Source organism: Streptomyces sp. WM4235, assembly GCF_001279725.1.
Taxonomy (GTDB): domain Bacteria; phylum Actinomycetota; class Actinomycetes; order Streptomycetales; family Streptomycetaceae; genus Streptomyces.
Window position 1 is genome coordinate 157,364 of the sequence record NZ_LGDE01000112.1, and the last position, 21,808, is coordinate 179,171.

Sequence of the window (21,808 nt, forward strand, 5' to 3'; positions counted from 1 at the left end):
GAATCTGGCCATGCACCGAATCGCCGTACTCGCACTCGAAGGCGTCCCCCCGTTCGAGCTCGGGATCCCCTCCCGCGTCTTCGGCAACGCCCACGACGACGCCGGTGCCCCGCTCTACGAGGTGACCGTCTGCACCGCCGACGGCCTGCCCGTGACCAGCGACGCGGGCTTCACGGTCGGCGTCGCCGCCGGCCCCGAGGCGCTCGCCGCCGCCGACACCGTGGTCATCCCGCCCACCCACGCCATGGACGACCTCGCGCACGGCGCGCCCCTGTCGCCCGGGCTCGCCGCCGCCATCGCCGGGATCCGGCCCGGCACCCGACTGGTGTCGATCTGCACCGGCTCCTACGTCCTCGCCGCCGCCGGGCTGCTCGACGGCCGACCCGCCACCACGCACTGGCTGCACGCCCCCGAGTTCCAGCGGGCCTTCCCGCGGGTCCGGCTCGACGAGGAGGTGCTCTTCGTCGACGACGGAGACGTCCTCACCTCCGCCGGCGTCGCCGCGGGCGTCGACCTCTGCCTCTACCTGATCCGGCAGGACCACGGCACCGCCGTCGCCAACCGCGCCGCCCGCCTGTGCGTCGTCCCGCCCTGGCGTGACGGGGGACAGGCCCAGTACATCGACCGGCCCGTCCCCGAGCCGACCGTCGCCACCACCACCGCCACCCGCGCCTGGGCCCTGGAGCGGCTGTCCGAACCGATCGCCCTCGCCGAACTCGCCGACCACGCCCGGATGAGCCTGCGCACCTTCACCCGACGGTTCCGCGACGAGGTGGGCATGACGCCGGTGCAATGGCTCACCGTCCAGCGCCTCGAACTCGCCCGCCACCTGCTGGAATCCAGCGACCTGTCGGTGGACCTGGTCGCACACCGGGCCGGCTTCGGATCCGGCAACTCGCTGCGCCAGCACATGAGGACCGCCCTCGGCATCTCGCCGATCGCCTACCGACGCACCTTCCGCCCCGCCCTCGCGGAGGCATGACCCCCGGGGTAATCGCGCTCCCGACCGGCGCTTGCCATGATCGAACCAACGGAACGGTTCGACCCGAGGACCGGACCGGCACCGATGCACCGGACCGACACCGTGCACCGGTCCGACACGGCACAGCCGAGGAGAACACGATGACCGCGTACGCCCTGGCCCACCTGCGCCCCGCCCCGATGAACGACGAGATCCTGCGCTACATCGAGCGGATCCAGGCCACCATGGACCCCTTCGGCGGCCGCTTCCTCGTCCACGACCGGCAGGTCGAGGTCAAGGAGGGCCCCTTCCCCGGGGCGGTGGTCCTGATCTCCTTCCCCGACATGGACCGCGCCCGCGCCTGGTACGACTCACCCGCCTACCAGGCGATCCTCCCGCTGCGCACCGACAACATCCCCGGCGAGACCATCCTGGTCGACGGGGTCGCACCCGACTACGACGCCGGCCTGACGGCCGCCCACTGGCGCGAGGCCCTCGGCCTCTGAGAGCGGACGGGCGCGATTCAGGGCGCGATCAGGATGCGAGCATGGCCACATGGCTACTCACCTGATCACCGGTGCCGGATCCGGCATCGGCGCCGCCGTCGCGAACCGCCTGCACGCGCGCGGCGACGACCTCGTCCTCCTGGCCCGCGACGCCGCGCGCGGCAAGCAGCTCGTCGAACGCTTCCCCGGCGCGGGCGTGCTCGTGGGCGATCTCGCGGACCCCGACCGGCTCTCGTGGGCCTTCTCCAAGCAGGCCATTCCCGAGCGGATCGACTCCCTGCTGCACATCGCGGGGATCGTCGACCTCGGACCGGTGGGCGAACTGCGTCCCAAGACCTGGCACCAGCAGCTCAACGTCAACCTGATCGCCCCCGCCGAGGTCACCCGGCTGCTGCTCCCCACCCTGCGCGCCTCGCACGCGACGATCGTCTTCGTGAACTCCGGCGCCGGACTGCAGGCCCACGCCGACTGGAGCGCGTACGCCGCCTCCAAGCACGGCCTGAAGGCCCTCGCCGACTCTCTGCGCGAGGAGGAGAGGGCCAACGGCATCCGCGTCACCTCGGTCTACCCGGGCCGCACCGCGAGCCCCATGCAGGCCAAGGTGCACTCCCAGGAGGGCAAGGAGTACGACGCCGCCGCCTGGATCGACCCCGAGTCCGTGGCGACGACCGTCGTCATGGCCGTCGACCTGCCCCGCGACGCCGAGGTCAAGGACCTGAGCGTCAGGCCCGGCCGATGAGCGCGAACGCCACCGGCGTCGGCTCGCTCCCCGGCGGCGACGCCCGCGAGGCCGCCAAGACCGTCACCGGCTCCTTCGAGGAGTTCCCCTACCTCGCCGAGCTGCCCGCGCGGGGACCGGGCGCCGACATGATCGGCCGGTCCCTCGGGCTGCTCGTCGACATGTACGCGCACGTCGAGCCCAGCGGCTGGCGGATCAGCGACCGCCCCGGCCGCGACAGCAAGCGCGCCCGCTCCTGGCTCGGCGAGGACCTCGACGCCCTGGAGGAGTTCACCCAGGGCTACACCGGCAAGCTGAAGATCCAGGCCGTCGGGCCGTGGACCCTGGCCACCGCGCTGGAACTGCACGGCGGGGAGGCGGTCCTCCAGGACGCCGGGGCCTGCCGGGACCTGGCCGGATCGCTCGCGGAGGGGCTGCGCGAGCACCTGGCCGACGTGCGCAAGCGCATCCCCGGCGCCGAGGTGGTCCTCCAGTTCGACGAGCCCTCGCTGACCTCCGTCCTCCTGGGCCGGGTGCGTTCCGCCAGCGGGTACCGGACCTACCGCGCCGTCGACCGACAGGTCGTCGAGGGCACCCTGCGCGAGCTGTTCGCCGTCCACGACGGGGAGGTCGTCGTCCACTCCTGCGCCCCCGAAGTCCCCTTCGGACTGCTCCGGCGCGCCGGCGCCACGGGCGTGTCGTTCGATTTCTCCCTGCTCACCGAGCGCGAGGACGACGCCATCGGGGAGGCCGTCGAGGACGGTGCGAAACTCTTCGTCGGAGTGGTGCCCGGCACCGACGCCCCGTTGTCGGACCCGGGGGGTAGCGTCATGGGTGTCAGGAAGCTTTGGCGCAGGCTGGGACTGGCCCCGGGGACCCTCGCGGACTCCGTCGTGGTCACTCCGTCGTGCGGTCTGGCGGGCGCCTCGCCCGCCTACGCCCGCGCGGTGCAGGCCCACTGCGTCAGGGCGGCGAGGTCGCTCGCCGACAACCCTGAGTGACGGATCAGACGGGCCACGGGAGGACACGGCATGGCAGCCGAACAGAAGCAGGCCGGCGGCGAGTCGGCGGTGCCGGCGGCGGTGCGCGAACAGCACGCGCTGCTCGCCGAGCAGGTCGAGGAGCACCGCTTCCGGTACTACGTGAACGACCAGCCGGTCGTCAGCGACGCCGAGTTCGACACGCTGCTGCGCTCGCTGGAGGCACTCGAAGAGGAGTACTCGGAGCTGCGCACCCCCGACTCGCCGACCCAGAAGGTCGCCGGGGCGTACGAGACGGACTTCGCGTCCGTCGTCCACCGGGAACGGATGCTCTCCCTCGACAACGCCTTCGACGACGAGGAACTCGCGGCCTGGGCCGAGCGGGTGGCCCGGGACGCGAACACCTCCGACTACCACTACCTGTGCGAGTTGAAGGTGGACGGCCTCGCCGTCAACCTCACCTACGAGAACGGCCGGCTCACCCGCGCCGCCACCCGCGGCGACGGCCGCACCGGTGAGGACATCACACCCAACGTGCGCACCATCGCCGAGATCCCCGACCGGCTGAACGGCGACCGCATCCCGGCCCTCGTGGAGATCCGCGGCGAGGTCTACTTCCCGATGGACAAGTTCGAGGAGCTCAACGCCCGGCTCGTCGAGACCGAGGGCAAGCCCTTCGCCAACCCGCGCAACGCTGCGGCCGGTTCGCTCCGCCAGAAGGACCCGAAGATCACCGCCACCCGGCCGCTGCACATGGTCGTGCACGGCATCGGCGCGCGCGAGGGCTTCGACATCGACAACCTCTCGCACGCCTACGACCTGCTCCGCGAGTGGGGCCTGCCGACCGCCGAGCACAACAAGGTGGTCTCCACCCTGGCGGAAGTGCGCGAGTTCATCGCCCACTTCGGCGAGAACCGGCACTCCGTCGCGCACGAGATCGACGGCGTGGTCGTCAAGCTCGACGAGATCCCGCTCCAGGGCCGGCTCGGGTCGACGGCGCGCGCGCCGCGCTGGGCCATCGCCTGGAAGTACGCCCCCGAAGAGGTCAACACCAAGCTCATCGACATCAAGGTCGGCGTCGGCCGCACCGGGCGCGTGACCCCGTACGCGCAGGTGGAGCCGGTGACGGTGGCCGGGTCGGAGGTCGAGTTCGCGACCCTGCACAACCAGGAGGTCGTCAAGGCCAAGGGCGTCTTCATCGGCGACACCGTGGTCCTGCGCAAGGCCGGCGACGTCATCCCCGAGATCCTCGGCCCGGTGGTCGACCTGCGGGACGGCAGCGAGCGGGAGTTCGTGATGCCGAGCGAGTGCCCCGAGTGCGGGACCCCGCTGCGGCCCATGAAGGAGGGGGACATCGATCTCCGCTGCCCCAACGGGCAGACCTGCCCCGCCCAGTTGCGCGAGCGGCTCTTCTACCTCGGCGGCCGGCAGTGCCTGGACATCGAGAACTTCGGCGCGGTGGCCGCCGCCGCGCTCACCAACCCGCTGGAGCCGGCCGAGCCGCCCCTGCGCGACGAGGGCGACCTGTTCGGCCTCACCATCGAGGACATCCTGCCCATCAAGGCATACGTCCTCGACCAGGACAGCGGACTGCCCAAGCGGGATCCGAAGACCGGCGAGGAGAAGATCGTCACGGTCTTCGCGAACCAGAAGGGCGAGCCGAAGAAGAACGCCCTGGCCATGCTGGAGAACATCGCCGCCGCCAAGGACCGCCCGCTGGCTCGCGTCATCAACGGCCTGTCGATCCGTCACGTAGGACCCGTCGCCGCCGAGGCGCTGGCCCGCGAGTTCCGTTCGATCGAGCGCATCGAGCAGGCCACCGAGGAGGAACTGGCCGCCACCGACGGGGTCGGCGCCATCATCGCGGCGTCCCTCAAGGAGTGGTTCGCCGTCGACTGGCACCAGGAGATCCTGCGCAAGTGGCGCGAGGCCGGCGTCCGGATGGAGGAGGAGGGTTCCGGCGAGGAGGAGGGCCCCAGACCCCTGGAGGGCCTGACCGTCGTCGTCACCGGCACCCTGGCGAACCACACCCGGGACGGCGCCAAGGAGGCCCTGCAGAGCCGGGGAGCCAAGGTCACCGGCTCCGTGTCGAAGAAGACCTCCTTCGTCGTGGTCGGCGAGAACCCGGGCTCCAAGTACGACAACGCCGTGAAGTTGAAGCTCGCCATCCTCGACGACGCCGGGTTCGGGGTGCTCCTGGAGCGGGGGCCGGACGCCGCGCGCGAGGTGGCGCTCCCGGTGGACGGGGCCACGGAAACGGAGTAACGCACGAAGGGAAGTCCTTCCGGGGGACGGGCGAGGGCCAACGGATGCGTGGTGTGCGGCCGTCCGGGCGGGCGCACGCCGGGCGTGGCCATCGGTGCCAAACGGCCGGTACAGGGCCGGCGGCAGGGCGGTGACCTGTCGGATCATCGGATCGAGGACCGGAAGAGCCTGGTCCAAACTCACCCGTTCGGCGGATACCGTACTGATGAGGATGGCTGGGTCGCATTCGGGCAACCACCGCCGACCGCTGCCCCTGGGACCCTCCGGCGTCCTACTGTTGTGGAGTGCGCCCGTCGCGCACGGCCGCGTGACGTGCTGCCGGCCGTGACGGCACGACATCGGGGCCATCGCGTGACATCGGCATCGCCGGCTGTGAGAGGGACGGGCATGAAACCCACCGAAAGCGCCGACCCGTCACCTGAATTCGGCGGGGAACCCCCGCCCGAGCGGACGGGACGGTTCGGGCTCCTGGGTGCCAGGACGCCGGACACCCGCCCGCTCGACACCGGAGCGGGCCGCAAAGGGCAGGACGGCAAGGGACGGCCCGTCCGCACGACCCTGCCGCTCATCATCGTCGGCCTGTCCGTCGTGGTCCTCGCCGCCGGCATCGCCTCCACCCTGAGCGACCGTCAGGCGCTCTTCCCCGGCGGCACGGTGGGCTGGGCGCTCGCCCTGCTGACCGGCATCATCGTCGGCCACCTCGTCGCGTTGGGCCGCGACCGCTGGTGGGGCGGCACCGGCTCGGGCGCCGCGCTCACCCTCGCCGTCCTCGTCCTCTACGGATGGGTGCCCGCGGGCCTCGTCTCCCTGGCCGTGGTCTCACTGGTCGGGGCCGCGCGCCGGCACCGCTGGCGGCAGGGCCTGCTCCACGGATCCGTCGACATCCTCGGCATCGTCGCCGGGGCTCTCGTCCTCGGCGCCTTCGGCGACCATCCGACGGTCGAGATCCCCTGGCAGCCCACCACCTGGGGGCCGGAGGCCATCCCGGAGGTCATCCTCGTCGCCCTCGCCTACCTGGCGGTCACCCGCCTCCTGCTGTGGGCCTCCCTCTCCCCGCGCGGCGGCGGACTGCCCACCGTCGCCCGCACCGCCCTGCTCCGACAGGCGCTCGTCGCCGCCGCCCTGCTGGGGATCGCCCCGCTGATCTGCGTCGTCGCCGTCTCGCAGCCCGTGCTGCTGCCCTTGTTCGCCGTACCGCTCATCGCACTGGACTCCACGCTGTGGATCGCCCGTGCCCGCGCCGAAGAACAACTGCGCGACCCGCTGACGGGGCTGCCCAACCGGCAATGGCTGCTGGAGCGCGCCTGGTCGGCGCTGGACGAGGCGGAACGACTCGGCACCCGGGCCGCCCTCGTGCTGATCGACCTCGACCGCTTCCGGGCCGTCAACGACACCCTCGGCCACCTCGCCGGCGACCGCCTGCTCCTCCAGATCGCCGACCGGCTGCGCCAGGCCCTGCCCCAGGACGCGGAGGTCGCCCGACTCGGCGGCGACGAGTTCGCCGTACTGCTGCCCGTCGCGGACTCCACCACCAGCGCCCAGCGGGTCGCCCGGCACCTGGTGGCCGAGCTCGGCTCCCCCCTCGACCTGGACGGGCTCACGCTCGTCCTGGAGGCCAGCGCCGGCCTCGCCGTGTTCCCCGACCACGCGCTGGACGCCGAAGGACTGCTGCGCCGCGCCGACGTCGCCATGTACCAGGCCAAACGGGACCGGACGGGCGTCGAGGTCTACGAGTCCAAACGCGACAGCAACACGCCCGACCGGCTCGGCCTCCTCGGCGACCTGCGGCGCGCCCTCGACGCGGGCGAGGTGGAACTGCACTACCAGCCGAAGGTCCGCTTCGACGGACAGGTTGCCGGGCTGGAGGCACTCGTGCGCTGGGTGCACCCGGAACGCGGACGGGTCTCGCCCGACGAGTTCATCGCCATCGCCGAGACCTCCGGGCTGATGCCGCACCTCACCGAGTACGTCCTGGAGACCGCCCTCGCGCAGGTGGCGCGGTGGCGGGCGCAGGGACTGAAGGTGCCCGTGGCCGTCAACGTCTCGCCCCGCGACGTCCACACACCCGGCTTCGCGGGAGCGGTGGCCGCCCGGCTGGCGCGGCACGGGGTCCCGGCGAGCGGCCTCCAGCTGGAGATAACGGAACACGTGCTGCTGGAGGACCCCCAGCGGGCCGCGGACACCATGGCCGGGCTGACCGGGCACGGGGTGAAGATGTCGCTGGACGACTTCGGCACCGGGTACTCCTCCCTCGTGCACCTGAGACGGCTGCCGGTCAGCGAGCTGAAGATCGACCGTTCGTTCGTGGCCCGGCTCGCCGTCGACGCGCAGGACGCGGAGATCGTCCGGTGCACGGTCGACCTCGCGCACTCGCTGGGGCTCCTCGTCGTCGCCGAGGGCGTGGAGGACGACGAGACCTGGGAGCGCCTGCGGGACCTCGGCTGCGACGCGGTCCAGGGGTGGCTGGTCGCCGCCGCCATGCCGCCCCAGGAAGCCACCGCCTGGCTGCTGGCCCGCGGCGAGCGCGGCTGGCGACGCCCGGCGGACATCACCGCCGAACTCGCGGCCGCCGCGGCGGCGGAGACCCAGGCCTCCTGAGACCACCCGGGCGGGTCCCGGCAGGGGGCCCGGGCGACCCGGTGGGGCAAACCGTTTAGTGGGTCAGGGGGCGGGCCCCATAGGATTGGGCCTGAAAACCCACACGCTCACCACCCCCAGAGGATCGCCGCATGCCTGGCATCACGCGCGAGGAGGTCGCCCACCTCGCTCGGCTGGCACGTCTGGAGCTGAAAAGCGAAGAGCTCGACCACTTCGCCGGACAGCTCGACGACATCATCGGCGCGGTCGCCCGCGTCTCCGAGGTCGCCGACCAAGACGTCCCGCCGACCTCCCACCCGCTGCCGCTGACGAACGTCATGCGCGCGGACGAGGTCCGTCCGTCGCTCACCCCCGAGCAGGCGCTTTCCGGCGCTCCCGCCCAGGAGCAGCAGCGTTTCAAGGTGCCGCAGATCCTGGGGGAGGACTAACAACCATGACTGAGATCATCAAGCTCACGGCCGCCGAGACCGCCGAGAAGATCGCCTCCGGCGAACTCACGGCCGTCGAGGTCACCGAGGCCCACCTGGCCCGCATCGAGGCCGTCGACGAGAAGGTCCACGCCTTCCTGCACGTCGACCGCGACGGGGCCCTGGCCCAGGCACGCGCCGTCGACGCGAAGCGCGCCGCGGGCGAGAAGCTCGGCCCGCTCGCCGGCGTACCGCTCGCCCTCAAGGACATCTTCACCACCGTCGGGGTCCCGACCACCGTCGGTTCGAAGATCCTCGAAGGGTGGATCCCGCCGTACGACGCCACCCTGACGCGCAAGCTGAAGGAAGCCGACGTCGTCATCCTCGGCAAGACCAACATGGACGAGTTCGCCATGGGGTCCTCCACCGAGAACAGCGCCTACGGCCCCACCGGCAACCCGTGGGACCTCACCCGCATCCCCGGCGGCTCCGGCGGCGGCTCCTCCGCGGCCCTCGCCTCGTACCAGGCGCCCCTGGCCATCGGCACGGACACCGGCGGGTCCATCCGCCAGCCCGCCGCCGTCACCGCCACCGTCGGCGTGAAGCCCACGTACGGCTCGGTGTCGCGCTACGGCATGGTCGCGTTCTCGTCCTCCCTGGACCAGGGCGGGCCCTGCGCCCGCACCGTCCTGGACGCCGCGCTCCTGCACGAGGTCATCGCCGGCCACGACCCGATGGACTCGACCTCCATCGACGCGCCGGTCCCGCCGGTCGTCGAGGCGGCCCGCAACGGCTCCGTCGCCGGCCTGCGCGTCGGCGTGGTGAAGCAGTTCGCCGGCGAGGGCTACCAGGCCGGCGTCGTCCAGCGCTTCAACGAGTCGGTGGAACTCCTCAAGGAGCTCGGCGCCGAGATCGTCGAACTGGACTGCCCGTCCTTCGACCTGGCCATGGCCGCGTACTACCTGATCGCCCCGTCCGAGGCCTCCTCGAACCTGGCGCGCTTCGACGGCCTGCGCTACGGCCTGCGCGTCGGCGACGACGGCACCCTGTCCGCCGAGGACGTCACCGCCCTGACCCGCGAGGCCGGCTTCGGCGACGAGGTCAAGCGCCGCATCATCCTCGGCACGTACGCGCTCAGCTCCGGCTACTACGACGCGTACTACGGCTCCGCGCAGAAGGTCCGCACGCTCATCACGAAGGACTTCGAGAAGTCCTTCGAGCAGGTCGACGTGATCGTCTCCCCGACGACCCCGACCACCGCCTTCCCGATCGGCGAGCGCACCGACGACCCCCTCGCCATGTACCTCGCGGACCTGTGCACCATCCCGACCAACCTGGCCGGCAACTCCGCCATGTCGCTCCCCTGCGGCCTGGCACCGGAGGACGGCCTCCCGGTCGGACTGCAAATCATCGCCCCCGCGATGAAGGACGACCGGCTGTACAAGGTCGGCGCCGCCGTCGAGGCGGCCTTCGTCGCGCGCTGGGGTCACCCGCTGCTTGAGGAGGCACCGTCGCTGTGAGCACCAGTGCACTGTCCAAGGCCAAGGGCTTCAAGAAGTCCAAGACCGGCACCTACCTGTCGATCGGCACCACCGCCTTCGGCGCCCTCGGCGTGATCAAGCAGGTCAAGAAGGCCCGCACCGAACACGACGTGCTGAAGTTGATCGACGCCGCCGTGTCCGCCGCCGCCATCGTGACCGGCCTCGCGATCCTGTACCGCGAGCTGAAGCGCCTCGGCGACGACGACGTCCTGCTGGGCTGAGAGGGAACATCCACCGTGAGCTTCACTGAACTGCTGTCGTACGAGGACGCCCTCGCCTCGTACGACCCCGTCATGGGCCTGGAGGTCCATGTCGAGCTCGGCACCAGGACCAAGATGTTCTGCGGCTGCTCGACCGAGCTGGGTGCACAGCCCAACTCGCAGACCTGCCCGGTCTGCCTCGGTCTGCCGGGCGCGCTGCCGGTCGTCAACGCGATCGGCATCGAGTCCGCGATCAAGATCGGCCTCGCGCTGAACTGCGACATCGCCGAGTGGTGCCGCTTCGCCCGGAAGAACTACTTCTATCCGGACATGCCGAAGAACTTCCAGACCTCCCAGTACGACGAGCCCATCGCCTTCAACGGCTTCCTGGACGTCCAACTGGAGGACGGCGAGATCTTCCGCGTGGAGATCGAGCGCGCCCACATGGAGGAGGACACCGGCAAGTCGCTGCACGTCGGCGGCGCCACCGGTCGCATCCACGGCGCGTCCCACTCCCTGCTGGACTACAACCGCGCCGGCATCCCGCTCATCGAGATCGTCACCAAGCCGATCGAGGGCGCCGGCGAGCGGGCCCCCGAGGTCGCCAAGGCGTACGTCGCGGAGCTGCGCGAGGTCATCAAGGCGCTCGACGTGTCCGAGGCCCGGATGGACAAGGGCCAGATGCGCTGCGACGTCAACCTGTCGCTGCGCCCGAACGGCACCGAGAAGTTCGGCACCCGCTCGGAGACGAAGAACGTCAACTCGCTCCGCTCCGTGGAGCGCGCGGCGCGCTACGAGATCCAGCGGCACGCGGCCGTGCTGTCCTCCGGCGGCACGATCGTGCAGGAGACCCGGCACTTCCACGAGGAGGACGGCTCCACCACCGCCGGCCGCATCAAGGACAACGCCGAGGATTACCGGTACTTCCCGGAGCCCGACCTGGTGCCCGTCGCCCCGGCCCGCGCCTGGGTCGAGGAGCTGCGCACCGGTCTGCCCGAGATGCCGCGCGTGCGGCGCAACCGGCTCCGCGAGGAGTGGGGCGTCAACGAGCACGACATGCAGTCGATCCTCAACGCGGGCGCGGTGGACTCCATCGTCGCCACCATCGACGCGGGCGCCGACTCGACGGCCGCCCGCAAGTGGTGGATGGGCGAGTTGGCCCGCAACGCCAACGAGCAGGGCGTCGTCGTCGACGAGCTGCCGATCACCCCGGCCCAGGTGGCCCGGGTGGCGGCGCTGGTCGCCGCGGGCGACCTGAACGACAAGCTGGCCCGCCAGGTCATCGAGGGCGTCCTCGCCGGCGAGGGCACCCCGGACGAGGTCGTCGACAAGCGCGGCCTGAAGGTCGTCTCGGACGAGGGCGCGCTGGGCGCGGCCGTGGACGAGGCCATCGCGGGCAACGCGGCCATCGCCGACAAGATCCGCGGCGGCAAGGTCGCCGCCGTCGGCGCCCTGGTCGGAGCGGTCATGAAGACCACCCGCGGTCAGGCCGACGCGGCGCGCGTCAAGGAACTCATCCTGGAGCGCCTGGGCGTCTCCGAGGGCTAGATCCCGATCCCGTACGAGGAACGGCCCGCACCGGTGTTCACCGGTGCGGGCCGTTCTCGTCGGTCGACTCCGACCGCCGCGGGACGCCGCGGCCGCCGCGAGACCTACAGCGGAACCGGCGCCGCCAGGAAAGCCAGCCGCGCCGGCTTCGCGGGCAGATACACCTCGGGCAGGTCGATCTCCGGGAGCACGACCTCCGGGCCGAGCACGAAGCCGGTGCGCTCCAGGCGACTGATGGCCTTGAGGTTGCGGGCGTCGGGCTCGGCGACCACGCGGCGGGTGCGACCGTCGGTGAAGACGTACGCCATGAACGCGGTCAGCAGGGCCGCGGTGAATCCGCGCTCGGCGCCACCGCCCGCGTCCGGGGCGATCAGCAGGTGCACACCCGTGTCGCCGGGCTGCGCCTCGTAGCACTCGCTGACCCGGTCCGCCGAGCAGTCGTACGTCTGGAACAGCGCGACCGGCGTGCCGTCGCGGCTGACGATGAACGCGTGGTGCGTCGTGCGCCGGTCCACGTCCTCGTAGATCTCCCGCACCAGTTCGCGGCTCGCGTCGCCCATGCCCCAGAAGCGGGCGCGCTCCTGGCTGACCCAGCCGTGGATCAGCGTCGCGTCGGCGGCGGGGTCGACGGGGGTGATGGTGACCGTGCCGAAGCCCGCCACGGGGTGGGTGTGCACGGGCTCGCGGGTGGACGTGCTGGATGCGCCGGTCATGCGTGGGTTTCCTTGGTGAGTCGGGCCCAGTCGGTGACGACCGGTACGAGTTCGCACCGCGCCCACAGGGCGAGCTGGTCACGGTGGTGGGGTGAGCCGGTGACGCCGTCCGCGCCCAGGGGGACCGCCCAGAGGCTGTCCTCCCGTCGGGCCAGGTCCCAGGCGTAACGGGCGGCCGAGGCGCGGGCGGTGAGATCGGTGAAGCCGGGTACGGAGGAGGTGGCGTTCACGCAGTCGTGGTCGCCGCCGAGGCCGGGCCACCGCGCGTCGGGGTCCGGGAGCGCCGACCAGGGCACGAGCCGGTGGACCTGCGACCAGGGGGTGTCGGCGCCCTGCGCGGCGGCGGTCTCCTCCAGGGCGGCCCGCACGTGCGCGACCCGGTCCAGGGCGGGCAGGAGCGGGGTGGTCAACAGCCCTTCGAGGGCGTAGCCCACCCTCGGGAGCAGATACAGCCAGGGGTGGAAGACCTCCGGGCCGGTGGGGGCGTCGGCCAGCCCCGCGAGCGCGGGGTCGGCGGCGATGCCGCGTACCGTCGCGGTCCGGAAGGCGGCGAAGACGGTGGCGTCGGTGCTGTCGGCCGCCATGTGCCGGTCCCAGGCGAGCAGTCGGGCGCGCAGCGCCTCGGCGGCGGGGGAGAGGTCCGCGAGATCCGGCAGCAGGTCGAGCAGGGCCGCGGCGGAGGCCAGCCGGGTGTCCGCGTGTACGTCGGCCATCGCCTTCGCGGACCAGTCGGTGCAGCCGGAGAGCAGCTCGCGGATGCGGTCGGCCCGGTGCGGGGGAGCGAACTCCACGCCGAGGGGGGCGGCGATGCCGCGCGCGTTCGCCATCACGGCGAAGTCCCGCACCGGCTCGGCGGGCGTCTCGGCCCAGCCCCGCCACGCGTACCGCGCGTCCCAGGCGGGCACGGGGCGCAGCCGGTTGGCGGGGTCGCGCAACGGGACGGCGCCGGCGACGCGGTGCAGCAGACCGCCCTCGGTGTCGGCGGCGTGCACGACGTTGACCGGCTCCGCCCAGCCGTCGAGCGCGCGGTCGACGTCGGCCACGGTGCGGGCCCGCAGCAGGGCCGGCAGGACGGCGAAACCGAGGTCGCGACGGACCCGGGGCGGGTAGCGCAGCGACAGGGTCTGGTCCGCCGACTCCTCGCGGGTGATCACCGGACCGCGCGCGGTCTCCAGCACCTCGACCTCCACCGGATCGCCGCCGGCGACGGAGATGGTCTCGGTGTGCCGGTGGACGGGCTCCCAGGCGCCGTCCGGCCCCAGCGCCTCGACGCCGTCGCCGCCGGGCGCCGGGCGCAGCCGCTCGACGTACAAGTCCTGGTAGTCGGCCATGGCGTTGGTGATGGCCCAGGCCGCGCCGCCGGTGTGCCCGAAGTGGCCGAGGCCGGGGATGCCGGGGACGGCCAGGCCGAGGACGTCGAACTCGGGGCAGGAGAGACGTATCTGCTGGTAGACGCCCGGGTCCTCGATGAACCGGTGCGGATCGCCGGCGATGATCGCCGCGCCGGTGGCGGTCCGGTCGCCGGGGACCAGCCAGCCGTTGCTGCCGGCCGTGCCGGGGCCGTCGGTGGCGAACAGGGTGACCGCCTCGTCGCCCAGGGCCCGGCCGACGCGCTCGCGCCAGAGCTTGGTCGCGAAACCGGCGAACAGGATGTGGGTGGCGATCCAGATGGAGAGCGGGACCCACGGCTCCCACGGGGTGGGAACGTGCCCGGTGCGCGCGAACCGCTCGTCGCGCAGGGCGCCTTCGGCCAGCCCCTCGTTGACCCCGTCCACGTACGCCCGCACCCAGGCCGCGGTCTGCGGGTCGAGGGCCTCGTGACAGCGGCGGGCGGTGTCGTCGAGACGGGACTGGCGGGCGAACCGGTCCCAGGTCACGGCGTCCGCACCGAGGAAGGCGGCGCTGGAGCCCTGGGCGCGATGACGCTCGACCTCCAACTGCCAGGCGCGGTCCAGGGCGGTGACGCGCCCCTGGGCGTGGGAGAGTCGGAGCGCGTCGGATGCGCGAAGATGGGGGACGCCCCAGTCGTCGCGGTAGACCGCGTAGTCGTCCGACGGGTTTGCGCTGCTCACACTGCTCACTCTTCCCCAAAGCATTAGGTTAGGCTGACCTAACTATAAGGCTGAAAGTGCGTGCCGATGCCGAGGGGCAGGGGCAGCTCAGGGGAAGGGGTGGCCACACATGGCCGTTGGCAAGGGCTGGGAGGGCGTCGTCCTCAAGCTCATGGGGGCGAAGGACTTCACCTTCACCGTCACCGGGGCGGAGGACGTCACGGCGAACTACCGCCGCGTGCACCTGTCGGACGGAGGACTCCTCGCGGCGGCCGGAGAATCGATTCATCCGACGATGTGGGTCCGCCTGTGGTTCCAGAGCGAGGGCAAGCCGCACCAGCGTGCCTACACGCTCGTCGACCCCGACCCCGCGACGGGCACCTTCACCCTCGAATTCGCCCTCCACGACGGAGTGGCCAGCGCCTGGGCGCGGGCCGCCCAACCCGGCGACACCATCGAGGCCAGCATCCAGGGCACCGGATTCACCGCCCCCGCGCCCGAGCCCGAACGCCTCCTGGTGATCGGCGACCCGGCCTCCCTCCCGGCCATCAACTCCCTCCTCGACGCCTACCCGAGGACCCCCGCCACGATCTGGTTCGAGACCCAGCACGCCTCCGACACCGACCTCCCCGTCCGCCTGGACCCCGACCGGCACGACATCCGCCGCGTCGAGCGCGGCGCGGGCGCCGGGGCGAACCTGGTGGAGCAGGTCAAGGCGCAACTCCCCGAGCTGGTCGCCGACCCCGCCTCGGCGTACGTGTGGCTGGCCTGCGACGCCGCGACCACCCGCGCGTTGACCGCGTACCTCCGCAAGGACCTGGCCCTGCCGAAGCAGAGGGTCAACGGCCTCGGCTACTGGCGCGCCGCCTGACGCAGACGTCCGGCCGCGGCCCCCGTGCCGACCCCGTGCCCACCCCCGAAGCGGAGGCTTCGGGGGTGGGCACGGGGTGGGCACGGGTCCCTCTTCGCCCGCCCGCGACTCGCGTGGCCCCGCCGCGTCCCGCACCTGCCGACGGTGCGTCTCTCAGGCACCTCCGCCGCGTCCTCCCGCGTTCTCACGCGCCGACGGTGCCGTCCACGGCCTCGCGGAGGAAGTCGGCGTGCCCGTTGTGGCGGGCGTACTCGTGGATCATGTGCAGCATCACCAGGCGCAACGAGACGTCCTCCTTCCACCTCGGGACGTGCACCGTCACCTCCAGGGACGCGGCTGCGGCCTCCACCTCCCGGGAGTGCTCGATCTCGGCGTGCCAGGCGGCGAAGGCCTCGGCCCCGCTCGCGTCCGTGGCGTCGTAGGCCGCCTGGAAGTCGTGGCGGTCGGACCACAGGTGCGGGACCTCGGCCCCGCCGATCGTGCGGCGGAACCACTGTCGCTCGACCTCGGCCATGTGTCGGACCAGGCCCATCAGGGACAAGGTGGACGGTGGGGACGCCTGGCGGCGCAGTTGCCCGTCGTCCAGACCCTCGCACTTCATCGCGAGGGTGGCGCGGTGAAAGTCGAGGTAGGCGCGGAGCGTTTCGCGCTCGCCGCCGGTACCGGGTGGTGAGATGCGTTCCATGTGCATGATCCTGCCCGCCCGACCCGACGGCCGGAAGGACCCGGCGGGCACCCTTTTCAGCACTCCCACACGTACGGCACCGTCACTCCCAGCACGTTGAAACCCAGCCGTTCCAGGATCGGTCGGCTGTCCTCCGTCGCGTCCACCTGGAGGTACTCGATGCCGCGGGCCGCCGCCAACCGGGCGCGGTGGGCGACCAGAAGGCGGTAGATGCCGCGCCCCCGCCACTCGGGATCGGTGCCACCGCCCCACAGGCCCGCGAACGAGACCCCCCGCGGCATCTCCATCCGGGCCGCGCAGACCGGGGTGTCGCCCGCCATCGCGACGACGGCCTCGACGGTGTCCGGTGCGTCCCGCAGCATGCCGAGCACCAGCTCCCGGATCCGGGGGCTCTCGGAGGCGAACGCCCTTCCGTGGGCCTCCATCATCAAATCCACCCCCGCCTCGTCCGTCACCACCCGCAGGGTGATCCCCTCCGGAGGACGGACCGGCAGCGCCGCGAGGTCGGCCGTCCGCGCCACGAGCAGCGTCTCGGCCGGCTCCGGTACGAACCCGGCCGCGCGCAGCCGCTCCCCGAGATCCGCCGGGCGGTCGTGGTCGTACAACTTCCACTCGAAGTCCGTCGCCTCGCCGGCCTTCGCCCGCCCCGCGTAGTGGGCGATCTGCGCGGCGATCTCCGCGTCCGCCGTCCCGGCGTCGAGGTCCGACCACACCACACCGTTCCAGCCGGGACCGGACACGGTCTGCCGGACGACCGCGCCCACCCGTTCCACGCGGGCCGACACCGAGTCGGGCTGCGCGCCCCGGCGCATCTGCGAGTCGTACAGGGCCCGTACCTTCACCAATTCCGCGTCATCCATGGTCATCCGGCCAGCTCACCAGCCGGGTCCGCGCGCCACAACTGCATTAACCTCGCTCCGTGAACGTCGACTCCTCCGTCTACACCGGCAAGGCCGCTCCCGACGCCGCCGTCGACCGCGGCTGGCTCCTCGGTCACTTCAAGGCGCCCGGCGATCCCCGCCACAGCGAGGACGTGGAGATCAAATGGGGCGTCCACCCCAAGGGCGACGAGCGGGCGCGATGGGTGACCGGCGAGGAACGCACCGCGCTCCAGGTGCTGATCAGCGGGCGCTTCCGGCTGGAGTTCCCCGGCCGCACCGTGGTCCTCGCCGAGCAGGGCGACTACGTGGTCTGGGGGCGCGGGGTCGACCACTCCTGGCACGCGGAGGAGGACACGGTGGTGCTCACCGTCCGATGGCCGTCCGTTCCCGGCTACCGCGCCGACGAAGAGCAGCCCGGCAGCCCGCGACCCTGAACCTGAACCTGGCCGTGCTTTGAACCTGCACCTGCACCTGGCCCTGGCCCTGCACCTGCACCTGGCCCTGGCCCTGGCCCTGGCCCTGGCCCTGGCCCTGGCCCTCCGCATCGGGCATTCCCCAAGTTCCTGTGACGATGCACACGAAAGGGGCCAACGATCACCAATCGTTGAGATCGTTGCAGGTGAAGCAGGTAGAGGTGTGGACCGACCGGTCGGGCCGAGGAGACCCCTCAGGCACCCGCCCCGGCCCGCACGCGTCCACGTGTTCTTTGCGACGGGCCCTCCCCCGGTAAAGATCCGAACCACCAGGGAGCACGTCCGTTGGCAGCAATCGCACGCTGGTGCATGCGACACCGACTGGTCACCGTCCTGATCTGGCTGCTCGCCCTCGGCGGCACCGCCGCGGCGGCGGGGAGCGCCGGATCCGCCTTCACCAACGACTACGAGGTCCCCGGGACCGAGTCCGCCAGGGCCAACACCCTGCTGCGCGAGGGCTTCCACGGCCAAGGCGGCGACACGAACACCGTCGTGTGGCGGACCCCGGACCACCAGAGCGCCCGCACCCCCGCCGTCGAAGAGCGCATGAGCCGGGCACTGGACGCGATCACCGCGCTCCCCGGCGTCGGATCGGTCGCCGGCCCCTACGGACCCGCCCCCGAACAAGCCGCCCGGATCAGCCCCGACGGGCGTACCGCCTACGCCGTCGTCACCTTCGACCGGCCCGCCGACGCCGTGCCCAAGGACCAGGCCAGAGCCGTCGTCGCGACGGCCAAGAACCCCACCACCGAGTCCGACGGCCTCCAAGTGGAGCTGGGCGGCCGGGCGATCGGCCTGACCGAGGCACCCGGCGCCCACCTCGCCGAGGCCATCGGCGTGGCCATCGCCGCCGTGGTCCTCTTCCTCGCCTTCGGCTCGCTCGCCGCGAGCCTGCTGCCCATCGCGACCGCCCTGGTCAGCGTGGGCACCGCCTACTTCGGCATCACCCTGCTCGGACACGCCATGCCGGTCGCGGACTTCGCCCCGATGCTCGGTACCCTCGTCGGCCTCGGCGTCGGCATCGACTACGCGTTGTTCATCGTCACCCGGCACCGCAAGGCCCTCACCCGCGGCCTCCCGGTCGAGCAGGCCGCCGCCGATGCCGTCGCGACCACCGGTCGGGCCGTCGTCTTCGCCGGCGCGACCGTCTGCATCGCCCTGCTCGGCATGCTGGTGCTGAGACTGAACTTCCTCGACGGCGTCGCGTTGGCGGCCTCCCTGACCGTGGTCCTCACCGTCGCCGCCTCCGTGACACTGCTGCCCGCCCTCCTCTCGTACATCGGCACCCGCGCCCTCTCGCGCCGCGAACGCCGCACGCTCGCGCGGGAAGGACCACGCCGCGAGCTCCCCACCGGCTTCGCCGTCCGCTGGTCCGCCTTCGTCGAACGACACCCCAAGCTCCTCGGCGCGCTCGCCACCACCGTGATGGTGGTCTTGGCGCTGCCGACCCTCGGCCTCCACCTCGGTACCTCCGACCAGGGCAACAACCCGGCCACCTCCACGACCCGCAAGGCCTACGACCTGCTGGCCGAAGGCTTCGGACCCGGAACGAACGGACCGCTCGCGGTCGTCGCCCGCCTCGACGGAGCCGGTGGGCGGGTCGCCGTCGACCGCCTGACCGAAGCCCTGCGGACCACCGAGGGCGTCGCGTTCGCGGGCCCGGCTGTGTTCAACGGCAGCGGGGACACCGCCGTCCTGACCGTCGTACCGGACTCCTCCCCACAGTCCCGGGCCACCAGCGACCTCGTCGACACGCTCCGCCGGGACGTCATCCCGCGCGCCGCGAACGACGGCTCGACGGAGGTCCACGTGGGCGGAGTGACCGCCGGTTACGACGACTTCGCGGAGGTCGTCATCGGGAAGCTACCGCTCTTCGTGGGCGTGGTCATCGCCCTCGGCTGCGTGCTCCTGCTGCTCGCCTTCCGGTCCATAGGCATCCCCGTCAAGGCCGCCGTCATGAACGTCGCGGCCGTCGCCTCCTCCTTCGGCGTGGTCGTCGCGATCTTCCAATGGGGCTGGGGCAGCGAGGCGATGGGCCTGGGCAGCGCCGGCCCCGTCGAGCCCTTCCTGCCCGTCATCATGGTCTCGGTGCTCTTCGGGCTGTCCATGGATTACCAGGTCTTCCTGGTCAGCCGGATGTACGAGGAATGGCTGGAGACGGGGGACAACAAGCGGGCCGTCCGCGTCGGCCTCGCCGAGACCAGCCGGGTGATCAACTCGGCCGCCGTCATCATGATCTCCGTGTTCCTGGCCTTCGTGCTCAGCGGCGACCGCATCATCGCGATGTTCGGCATCGGCCTCGCCGTCGCCGTCGCACTCGACGCCTTCGTCCTGCGCACCCTGCTGGTCCCCGCCCTCATGCACATGCTCGGTGGCGCCAACTGGTGGCTGCCCGCCTGGCTCGACCGCAGGCTCCCGCGCATCAGCATCGAACCCCCGCCCTCCCACACCCGCGCGGCACTCCCGGCGCAGCGGCCCGACACGGACAGCGCCCCGGACAAGGGCAACGGCGAGGGCAGCGACAAGGACGAGGGCAAGGACGGGGAATCGGACGAGGCCGCGCGCGTCACCGCATCCCGGTGACGTACGACCCCGTCGCCCGAGAGCCGAGGAGGAAACCGCGTGTTTCCCGAACCGGTTCGACTCCAACCGCGCGGAAACAAACCCCTGTTCGCCGGAAACCTCGACCCCTACCATGATCCGTCATGCCTTCCAATCAACAGATAATCGAAGAGGCCCTGGAGCGAATCGACGCGGGCTATGTCTTCCCCGCGAAGATTCCCGCCATCGAAGCCGCGATCGGGGACCATCTGGCGGCCGGCGCCTACGAGGGCCTGGACGGTCCGGCTCTCTGCGAGGCGGTGACCGCACATCTCCAGGAGGTGTGCCCGGACAAGCACCTGCGACTGCTCTGGACGGACGAGCCGCAATCGTCGGCTCCGGCGGACGCCGACGGGGGCCGGGCCGCGTTCCTCGCGCTGCTCCGGGCGGAGGGCCAGGGGATCCGCCGCGTCGAACGGCTGGAAGGGAACGTCGGGCTCATCGAGCTCCGGCGCGTCGCCACCGCCGCCGAGGGCGCGAGCGCGATCGGCGCGGCCATGCAGCTGGTCGCGCACAGCTCCGCCCTCGTACTGGACCTGCGGGCGTGCCTCGGCGGATCCCCGGAGGGGGCGGCGATGTGGTGCAGCTACTTCTTCCCTGACGACCAGGTGCACCTGAACGACATCCACGACCGGCGCACCGATACGACCCGCCAGTTCTGGACGACCGCCCACCTCCCCGCGCCGCGCTACCTGGACCGCCCTGTCCAGGTGCTCACGAGCGGGACCACGTTCTCCGCGGGCGAGGACATCGCCTACACCCTGCAGGCCAACGGCCGGGCCGTCGTCCTCGGCGAGACCACGCGGGGCGGCGCCCACCCCACGACCCGCTACACGGTCACCGATCACATCCAGGTCACCGTCCCCACGGCCCGGGCCGTCAACACCGTCACGGGGACCAACTGGGAGGGCGTGGGAGTCGTACCCGACGTTCCGGTTCCGGCGGACCAGGCGCTCGAAGAGGCACTCGGGACCGCGTCGCGGCAGATCCCGTCGCAGCCCGGATAGGCGCCTCGCGGTCGGAGGGCCGGCGGTCCCCCGCCGGGACCGCCGAGCCGCTCGCGATCGGCGGCCCGGCCCACGGGGCGCGGTCACCGCCCGGAATCCCACCCCGTGGCCCACCTGCGGAGATGGCCCCGGGCGGTCGCGCGACCTTCTCAGGAACCTCTCAGAAACGCCGCCTACGGTGCCCCGCATGGACACCAAGAAGACCCCCGACCCGACGGACCCCACCGAAGACAAGGCGACAGCGACCACCCCGGCCGAGGCCCGGACCGAGAACACGGGGTCCGACACGCTCGAACCGGCCGACAAGGCCGTGGCGGAGCCGCTCGACGGGTCCACCGCACCCGAGACGTCCGACGACGACCTCGAAGAGGAGTTCGCCGCCGAGGACGAGGAAGCCGGGCAGGTCGGCGGCGTCGCCTCCGCGGCCTCCGCGATCGTGGCCGCGGGGCTGAGCGTCGTCGCCCTCAGCGGGAGCTGGGTCTCCCGCGTCGTCGCCGAGCGACAGAACCTCGTGAACCAGCTCGATCTGAGCCAGACCGCCGACACCAACGCGAAGATCGCGGCCCTGTACAGCGCTCCCTGGCACGCGACCGCCCTCGTCAACGGCGTCCTGTCCGCCCTCGCACTCCTCCTCGCCCTCTTCGTGCTGGCCCGCCCCGCCTTCGGGGTCCCCGGCCGCACCCTCCCGACCTGGATCCGCTCCGTGGCCTGGGCCGCCATCGCGCTCGGCGCCCTGGGCGTACTCCTGTTCACCCTCATGTACTTCGACCTCCTCCTCCCCGCGCCGACGAGCGCCGTCTGA

General features: G+C 72.1%; 19 protein-coding genes. 15 read left to right on the plus strand and 4 right to left on the minus strand.

The genetic code is table 11. The features are described 5' to 3' along the window. Positions 1–10: 10 nt before the first annotated feature. The 10 genes from ADK55_RS11395 to gatB all read left to right on the plus strand — a co-directional run bounded on the left by ADK55_RS11395 (position 11) and on the right by gatB (position 11,724). Positions 11–982, plus strand: a complete 972-nt coding sequence (locus ADK55_RS11395; RefSeq protein WP_053677633.1) for a GlxA family transcriptional regulator — start codon at positions 11–13, stop codon at positions 980–982. A 140-nt stretch (positions 983–1,122) separates the two neighbouring features. Beyond that, positions 1,123–1,467, plus strand: coding sequence for a DUF1330 domain-containing protein (locus ADK55_RS11400; RefSeq protein WP_053677635.1), 345 nt, complete (start codon positions 1,123–1,125; stop codon positions 1,465–1,467). 49 nt (positions 1,468–1,516) lie between these two features. Then, positions 1,517–2,206 carry an SDR family oxidoreductase gene (locus ADK55_RS11405; RefSeq protein WP_053677637.1) on the plus strand — a complete coding sequence of 230 codons (690 nt, stop codon included), beginning with the start codon at positions 1,517–1,519 and terminating at the stop codon, positions 2,204–2,206. Then, complete coding sequence (locus ADK55_RS11410) at positions 2,203–3,186, plus strand: methionine synthase (RefSeq protein ID WP_053677639.1); 984 nt, start codon at positions 2,203–2,205, stop codon at positions 3,184–3,186. Before ADK55_RS11405 ends, ADK55_RS11410 begins: the two co-directional genes overlap by 4 nt. 30 nt (positions 3,187–3,216) lie before the next feature. Further along, positions 3,217–5,430, plus strand: a complete 2,214-nt coding sequence (gene ligA / locus ADK55_RS11415) for an NAD-dependent DNA ligase LigA (RefSeq protein WP_053677641.1) — start codon at positions 3,217–3,219, stop codon at positions 5,428–5,430. 468 nt (positions 5,431–5,898) lie between these two features. After that, positions 5,899–8,028, plus strand: coding sequence for a putative bifunctional diguanylate cyclase/phosphodiesterase (locus ADK55_RS11420; RefSeq protein WP_371591604.1), 2,130 nt, complete (start codon positions 5,899–5,901; stop codon positions 8,026–8,028). 131 nt (positions 8,029–8,159) lie between these two features. Next, on the plus strand, positions 8,160–8,456 hold the full coding sequence (gene gatC / locus ADK55_RS11425; protein ID WP_007266718.1) for an Asp-tRNA(Asn)/Glu-tRNA(Gln) amidotransferase subunit GatC: 297 nt from the start codon (positions 8,160–8,162) through the stop codon (positions 8,454–8,456). Between the two features lie 5 nt (positions 8,457–8,461). Continuing rightward, positions 8,462–9,955: an Asp-tRNA(Asn)/Glu-tRNA(Gln) amidotransferase subunit GatA gene (gene gatA, locus ADK55_RS11430; protein WP_053677645.1), complete on the plus strand. Its 1,494-nt coding sequence runs from the start codon at positions 8,462–8,464 to the stop codon at positions 9,953–9,955. Further along, on the plus strand, positions 9,952–10,197 hold the full coding sequence (locus ADK55_RS11435) for a hypothetical protein (RefSeq protein ID WP_053677648.1): 246 nt from the start codon (positions 9,952–9,954) through the stop codon (positions 10,195–10,197). The genes gatA and ADK55_RS11435 overlap by 4 nt, the downstream gene beginning before the upstream one ends. 72 nt (positions 10,198–10,269) lie before the next feature. Next, positions 10,270–11,724, plus strand: coding sequence for an Asp-tRNA(Asn)/Glu-tRNA(Gln) amidotransferase subunit GatB (gene gatB, locus ADK55_RS11440; protein ID WP_234350001.1), 1,455 nt, complete (start codon positions 10,270–10,272; stop codon positions 11,722–11,724). A gap of 104 nt (positions 11,725–11,828) precedes the next feature. On the opposite strand, the gene ADK55_RS11445 is transcribed toward gatB, so the two are convergent. Then, complete coding sequence (locus ADK55_RS11445; RefSeq protein ID WP_053677652.1) at positions 11,829–12,437, minus strand: GNAT family N-acetyltransferase; 609 nt, start codon at positions 12,435–12,437, stop codon at positions 11,829–11,831. Continuing rightward, positions 12,434–14,533, minus strand: a complete 2,100-nt coding sequence (locus ADK55_RS11450; RefSeq protein WP_053677654.1) for a penicillin acylase family protein — start codon at positions 14,531–14,533, stop codon at positions 12,434–12,436. Before ADK55_RS11450 ends, ADK55_RS11445 begins: the two co-directional genes overlap by 4 nt. Positions 14,534–14,618: 85 nt before the next feature. Between ADK55_RS11450 and ADK55_RS11455 the strand changes: the two genes are divergently transcribed. Next, positions 14,619–15,359, plus strand: a complete 741-nt coding sequence (locus ADK55_RS11455) for a siderophore-interacting protein (RefSeq protein ID WP_053677656.1) — start codon at positions 14,619–14,621, stop codon at positions 15,357–15,359. Positions 15,360–15,543: 184 nt separating this feature from the next. Here ADK55_RS11455 and ADK55_RS11460 read toward each other — a convergent pair whose 3' ends face one another. Both ADK55_RS11460 and ADK55_RS11465 read right to left on the minus strand, forming a co-directional pair. Further along, positions 15,544–16,050, minus strand: coding sequence for a DinB family protein (locus ADK55_RS11460; RefSeq protein WP_053677658.1), 507 nt, complete (start codon positions 16,048–16,050; stop codon positions 15,544–15,546). A 50-nt stretch (positions 16,051–16,100) separates the two neighbouring features. Further along, on the minus strand, positions 16,101–16,904 hold the full coding sequence (locus ADK55_RS11465) for a GNAT family N-acetyltransferase (protein ID WP_053677743.1): 804 nt from the start codon (positions 16,902–16,904) through the stop codon (positions 16,101–16,103). A gap of 59 nt (positions 16,905–16,963) precedes the next feature. Here ADK55_RS11465 and ADK55_RS11470 point away from each other — a divergent pair, with 59 nt between their 5' ends. The 4 genes from ADK55_RS11470 (at position 16,964) to ADK55_RS11485 (ending at position 21,808) form a co-directional block, all read left to right on the plus strand. Continuing rightward, positions 16,964–17,359 carry a hypothetical protein gene (locus ADK55_RS11470; protein ID WP_053677659.1) on the plus strand — a complete coding sequence of 132 codons (396 nt, stop codon included), beginning with the start codon at positions 16,964–16,966 and terminating at the stop codon, positions 17,357–17,359. A 324-nt stretch (positions 17,360–17,683) separates the two neighbouring features. After that, on the plus strand, positions 17,684–19,981 hold the full coding sequence (locus ADK55_RS11475; RefSeq protein ID WP_078998794.1) for an MMPL family transporter: 2,298 nt from the start codon (positions 17,684–17,686) through the stop codon (positions 19,979–19,981). Positions 19,982–20,103: 122 nt separating this feature from the next. Continuing rightward, a complete protein-coding gene (locus ADK55_RS11480; protein WP_053677661.1) occupies positions 20,104–21,006 on the plus strand; it encodes a S41 family peptidase in 903 nt (300 codons plus the stop codon). A 187-nt stretch (positions 21,007–21,193) separates the two neighbouring features. Continuing rightward, positions 21,194–21,808, plus strand: coding sequence for a hypothetical protein (locus tag ADK55_RS11485; protein ID WP_053677663.1), 615 nt, complete (start codon positions 21,194–21,196; stop codon positions 21,806–21,808).

Excerpts from the sequence above, each read along its gene's own strand:
- ADK55_RS11395 (WP_053677633.1), top strand. The coding sequence starts at position 11 with ATGCACCGAATCGCCGTACTCGCACTCGAAGGCGTCCCCCCGTTCGAG.
- ADK55_RS11400 (WP_053677635.1), top strand. The coding sequence starts at position 1,123 with ATGACCGCGTACGCCCTGGCCCACCTGCGCCCCGCCCCGATGAACGAC.
- ADK55_RS11405 (WP_053677637.1), top strand. The coding sequence starts at position 1,517 with ATGGCTACTCACCTGATCACCGGTGCCGGATCCGGCATCGGCGCCGCC.
- ADK55_RS11410 (WP_053677639.1), top strand. The coding sequence starts at position 2,203 with ATGAGCGCGAACGCCACCGGCGTCGGCTCGCTCCCCGGCGGCGACGCC.
- ligA (WP_053677641.1), top strand. The coding sequence starts at position 3,217 with ATGGCAGCCGAACAGAAGCAGGCCGGCGGCGAGTCGGCGGTGCCGGCG.
- gatC (WP_007266718.1), top strand. The coding sequence starts at position 8,160 with ATGCCTGGCATCACGCGCGAGGAGGTCGCCCACCTCGCTCGGCTGGCA.
- gatA (WP_053677645.1), top strand. The coding sequence starts at position 8,462 with ATGACTGAGATCATCAAGCTCACGGCCGCCGAGACCGCCGAGAAGATC.
- gatB (WP_234350001.1), top strand. The coding sequence starts at position 10,270 with ATGGGCCTGGAGGTCCATGTCGAGCTCGGCACCAGGACCAAGATGTTC.
- ADK55_RS11445 (WP_053677652.1), bottom strand. The coding sequence starts at position 12,437 with ATGACCGGCGCATCCAGCACGTCCACCCGCGAGCCCGTGCACACCCAC.
- ADK55_RS11450 (WP_053677654.1), bottom strand. The coding sequence starts at position 14,533 with ATGCTTTGGGGAAGAGTGAGCAGTGTGAGCAGCGCAAACCCGTCGGAC.
- ADK55_RS11455 (WP_053677656.1), top strand. The coding sequence starts at position 14,619 with ATGGCCGTTGGCAAGGGCTGGGAGGGCGTCGTCCTCAAGCTCATGGGG.
- ADK55_RS11460 (WP_053677658.1), bottom strand. The coding sequence starts at position 16,050 with ATGCACATGGAACGCATCTCACCACCCGGTACCGGCGGCGAGCGCGAA.
- ADK55_RS11465 (WP_053677743.1), bottom strand. The coding sequence starts at position 16,904 with ATGGATGACGCGGAATTGGTGAAGGTACGGGCCCTGTACGACTCGCAG.
- ADK55_RS11480 (WP_053677661.1), top strand. The coding sequence starts at position 20,104 with ATGCCTTCCAATCAACAGATAATCGAAGAGGCCCTGGAGCGAATCGAC.
- ADK55_RS11485 (WP_053677663.1), top strand. The coding sequence starts at position 21,194 with ATGGACACCAAGAAGACCCCCGACCCGACGGACCCCACCGAAGACAAG.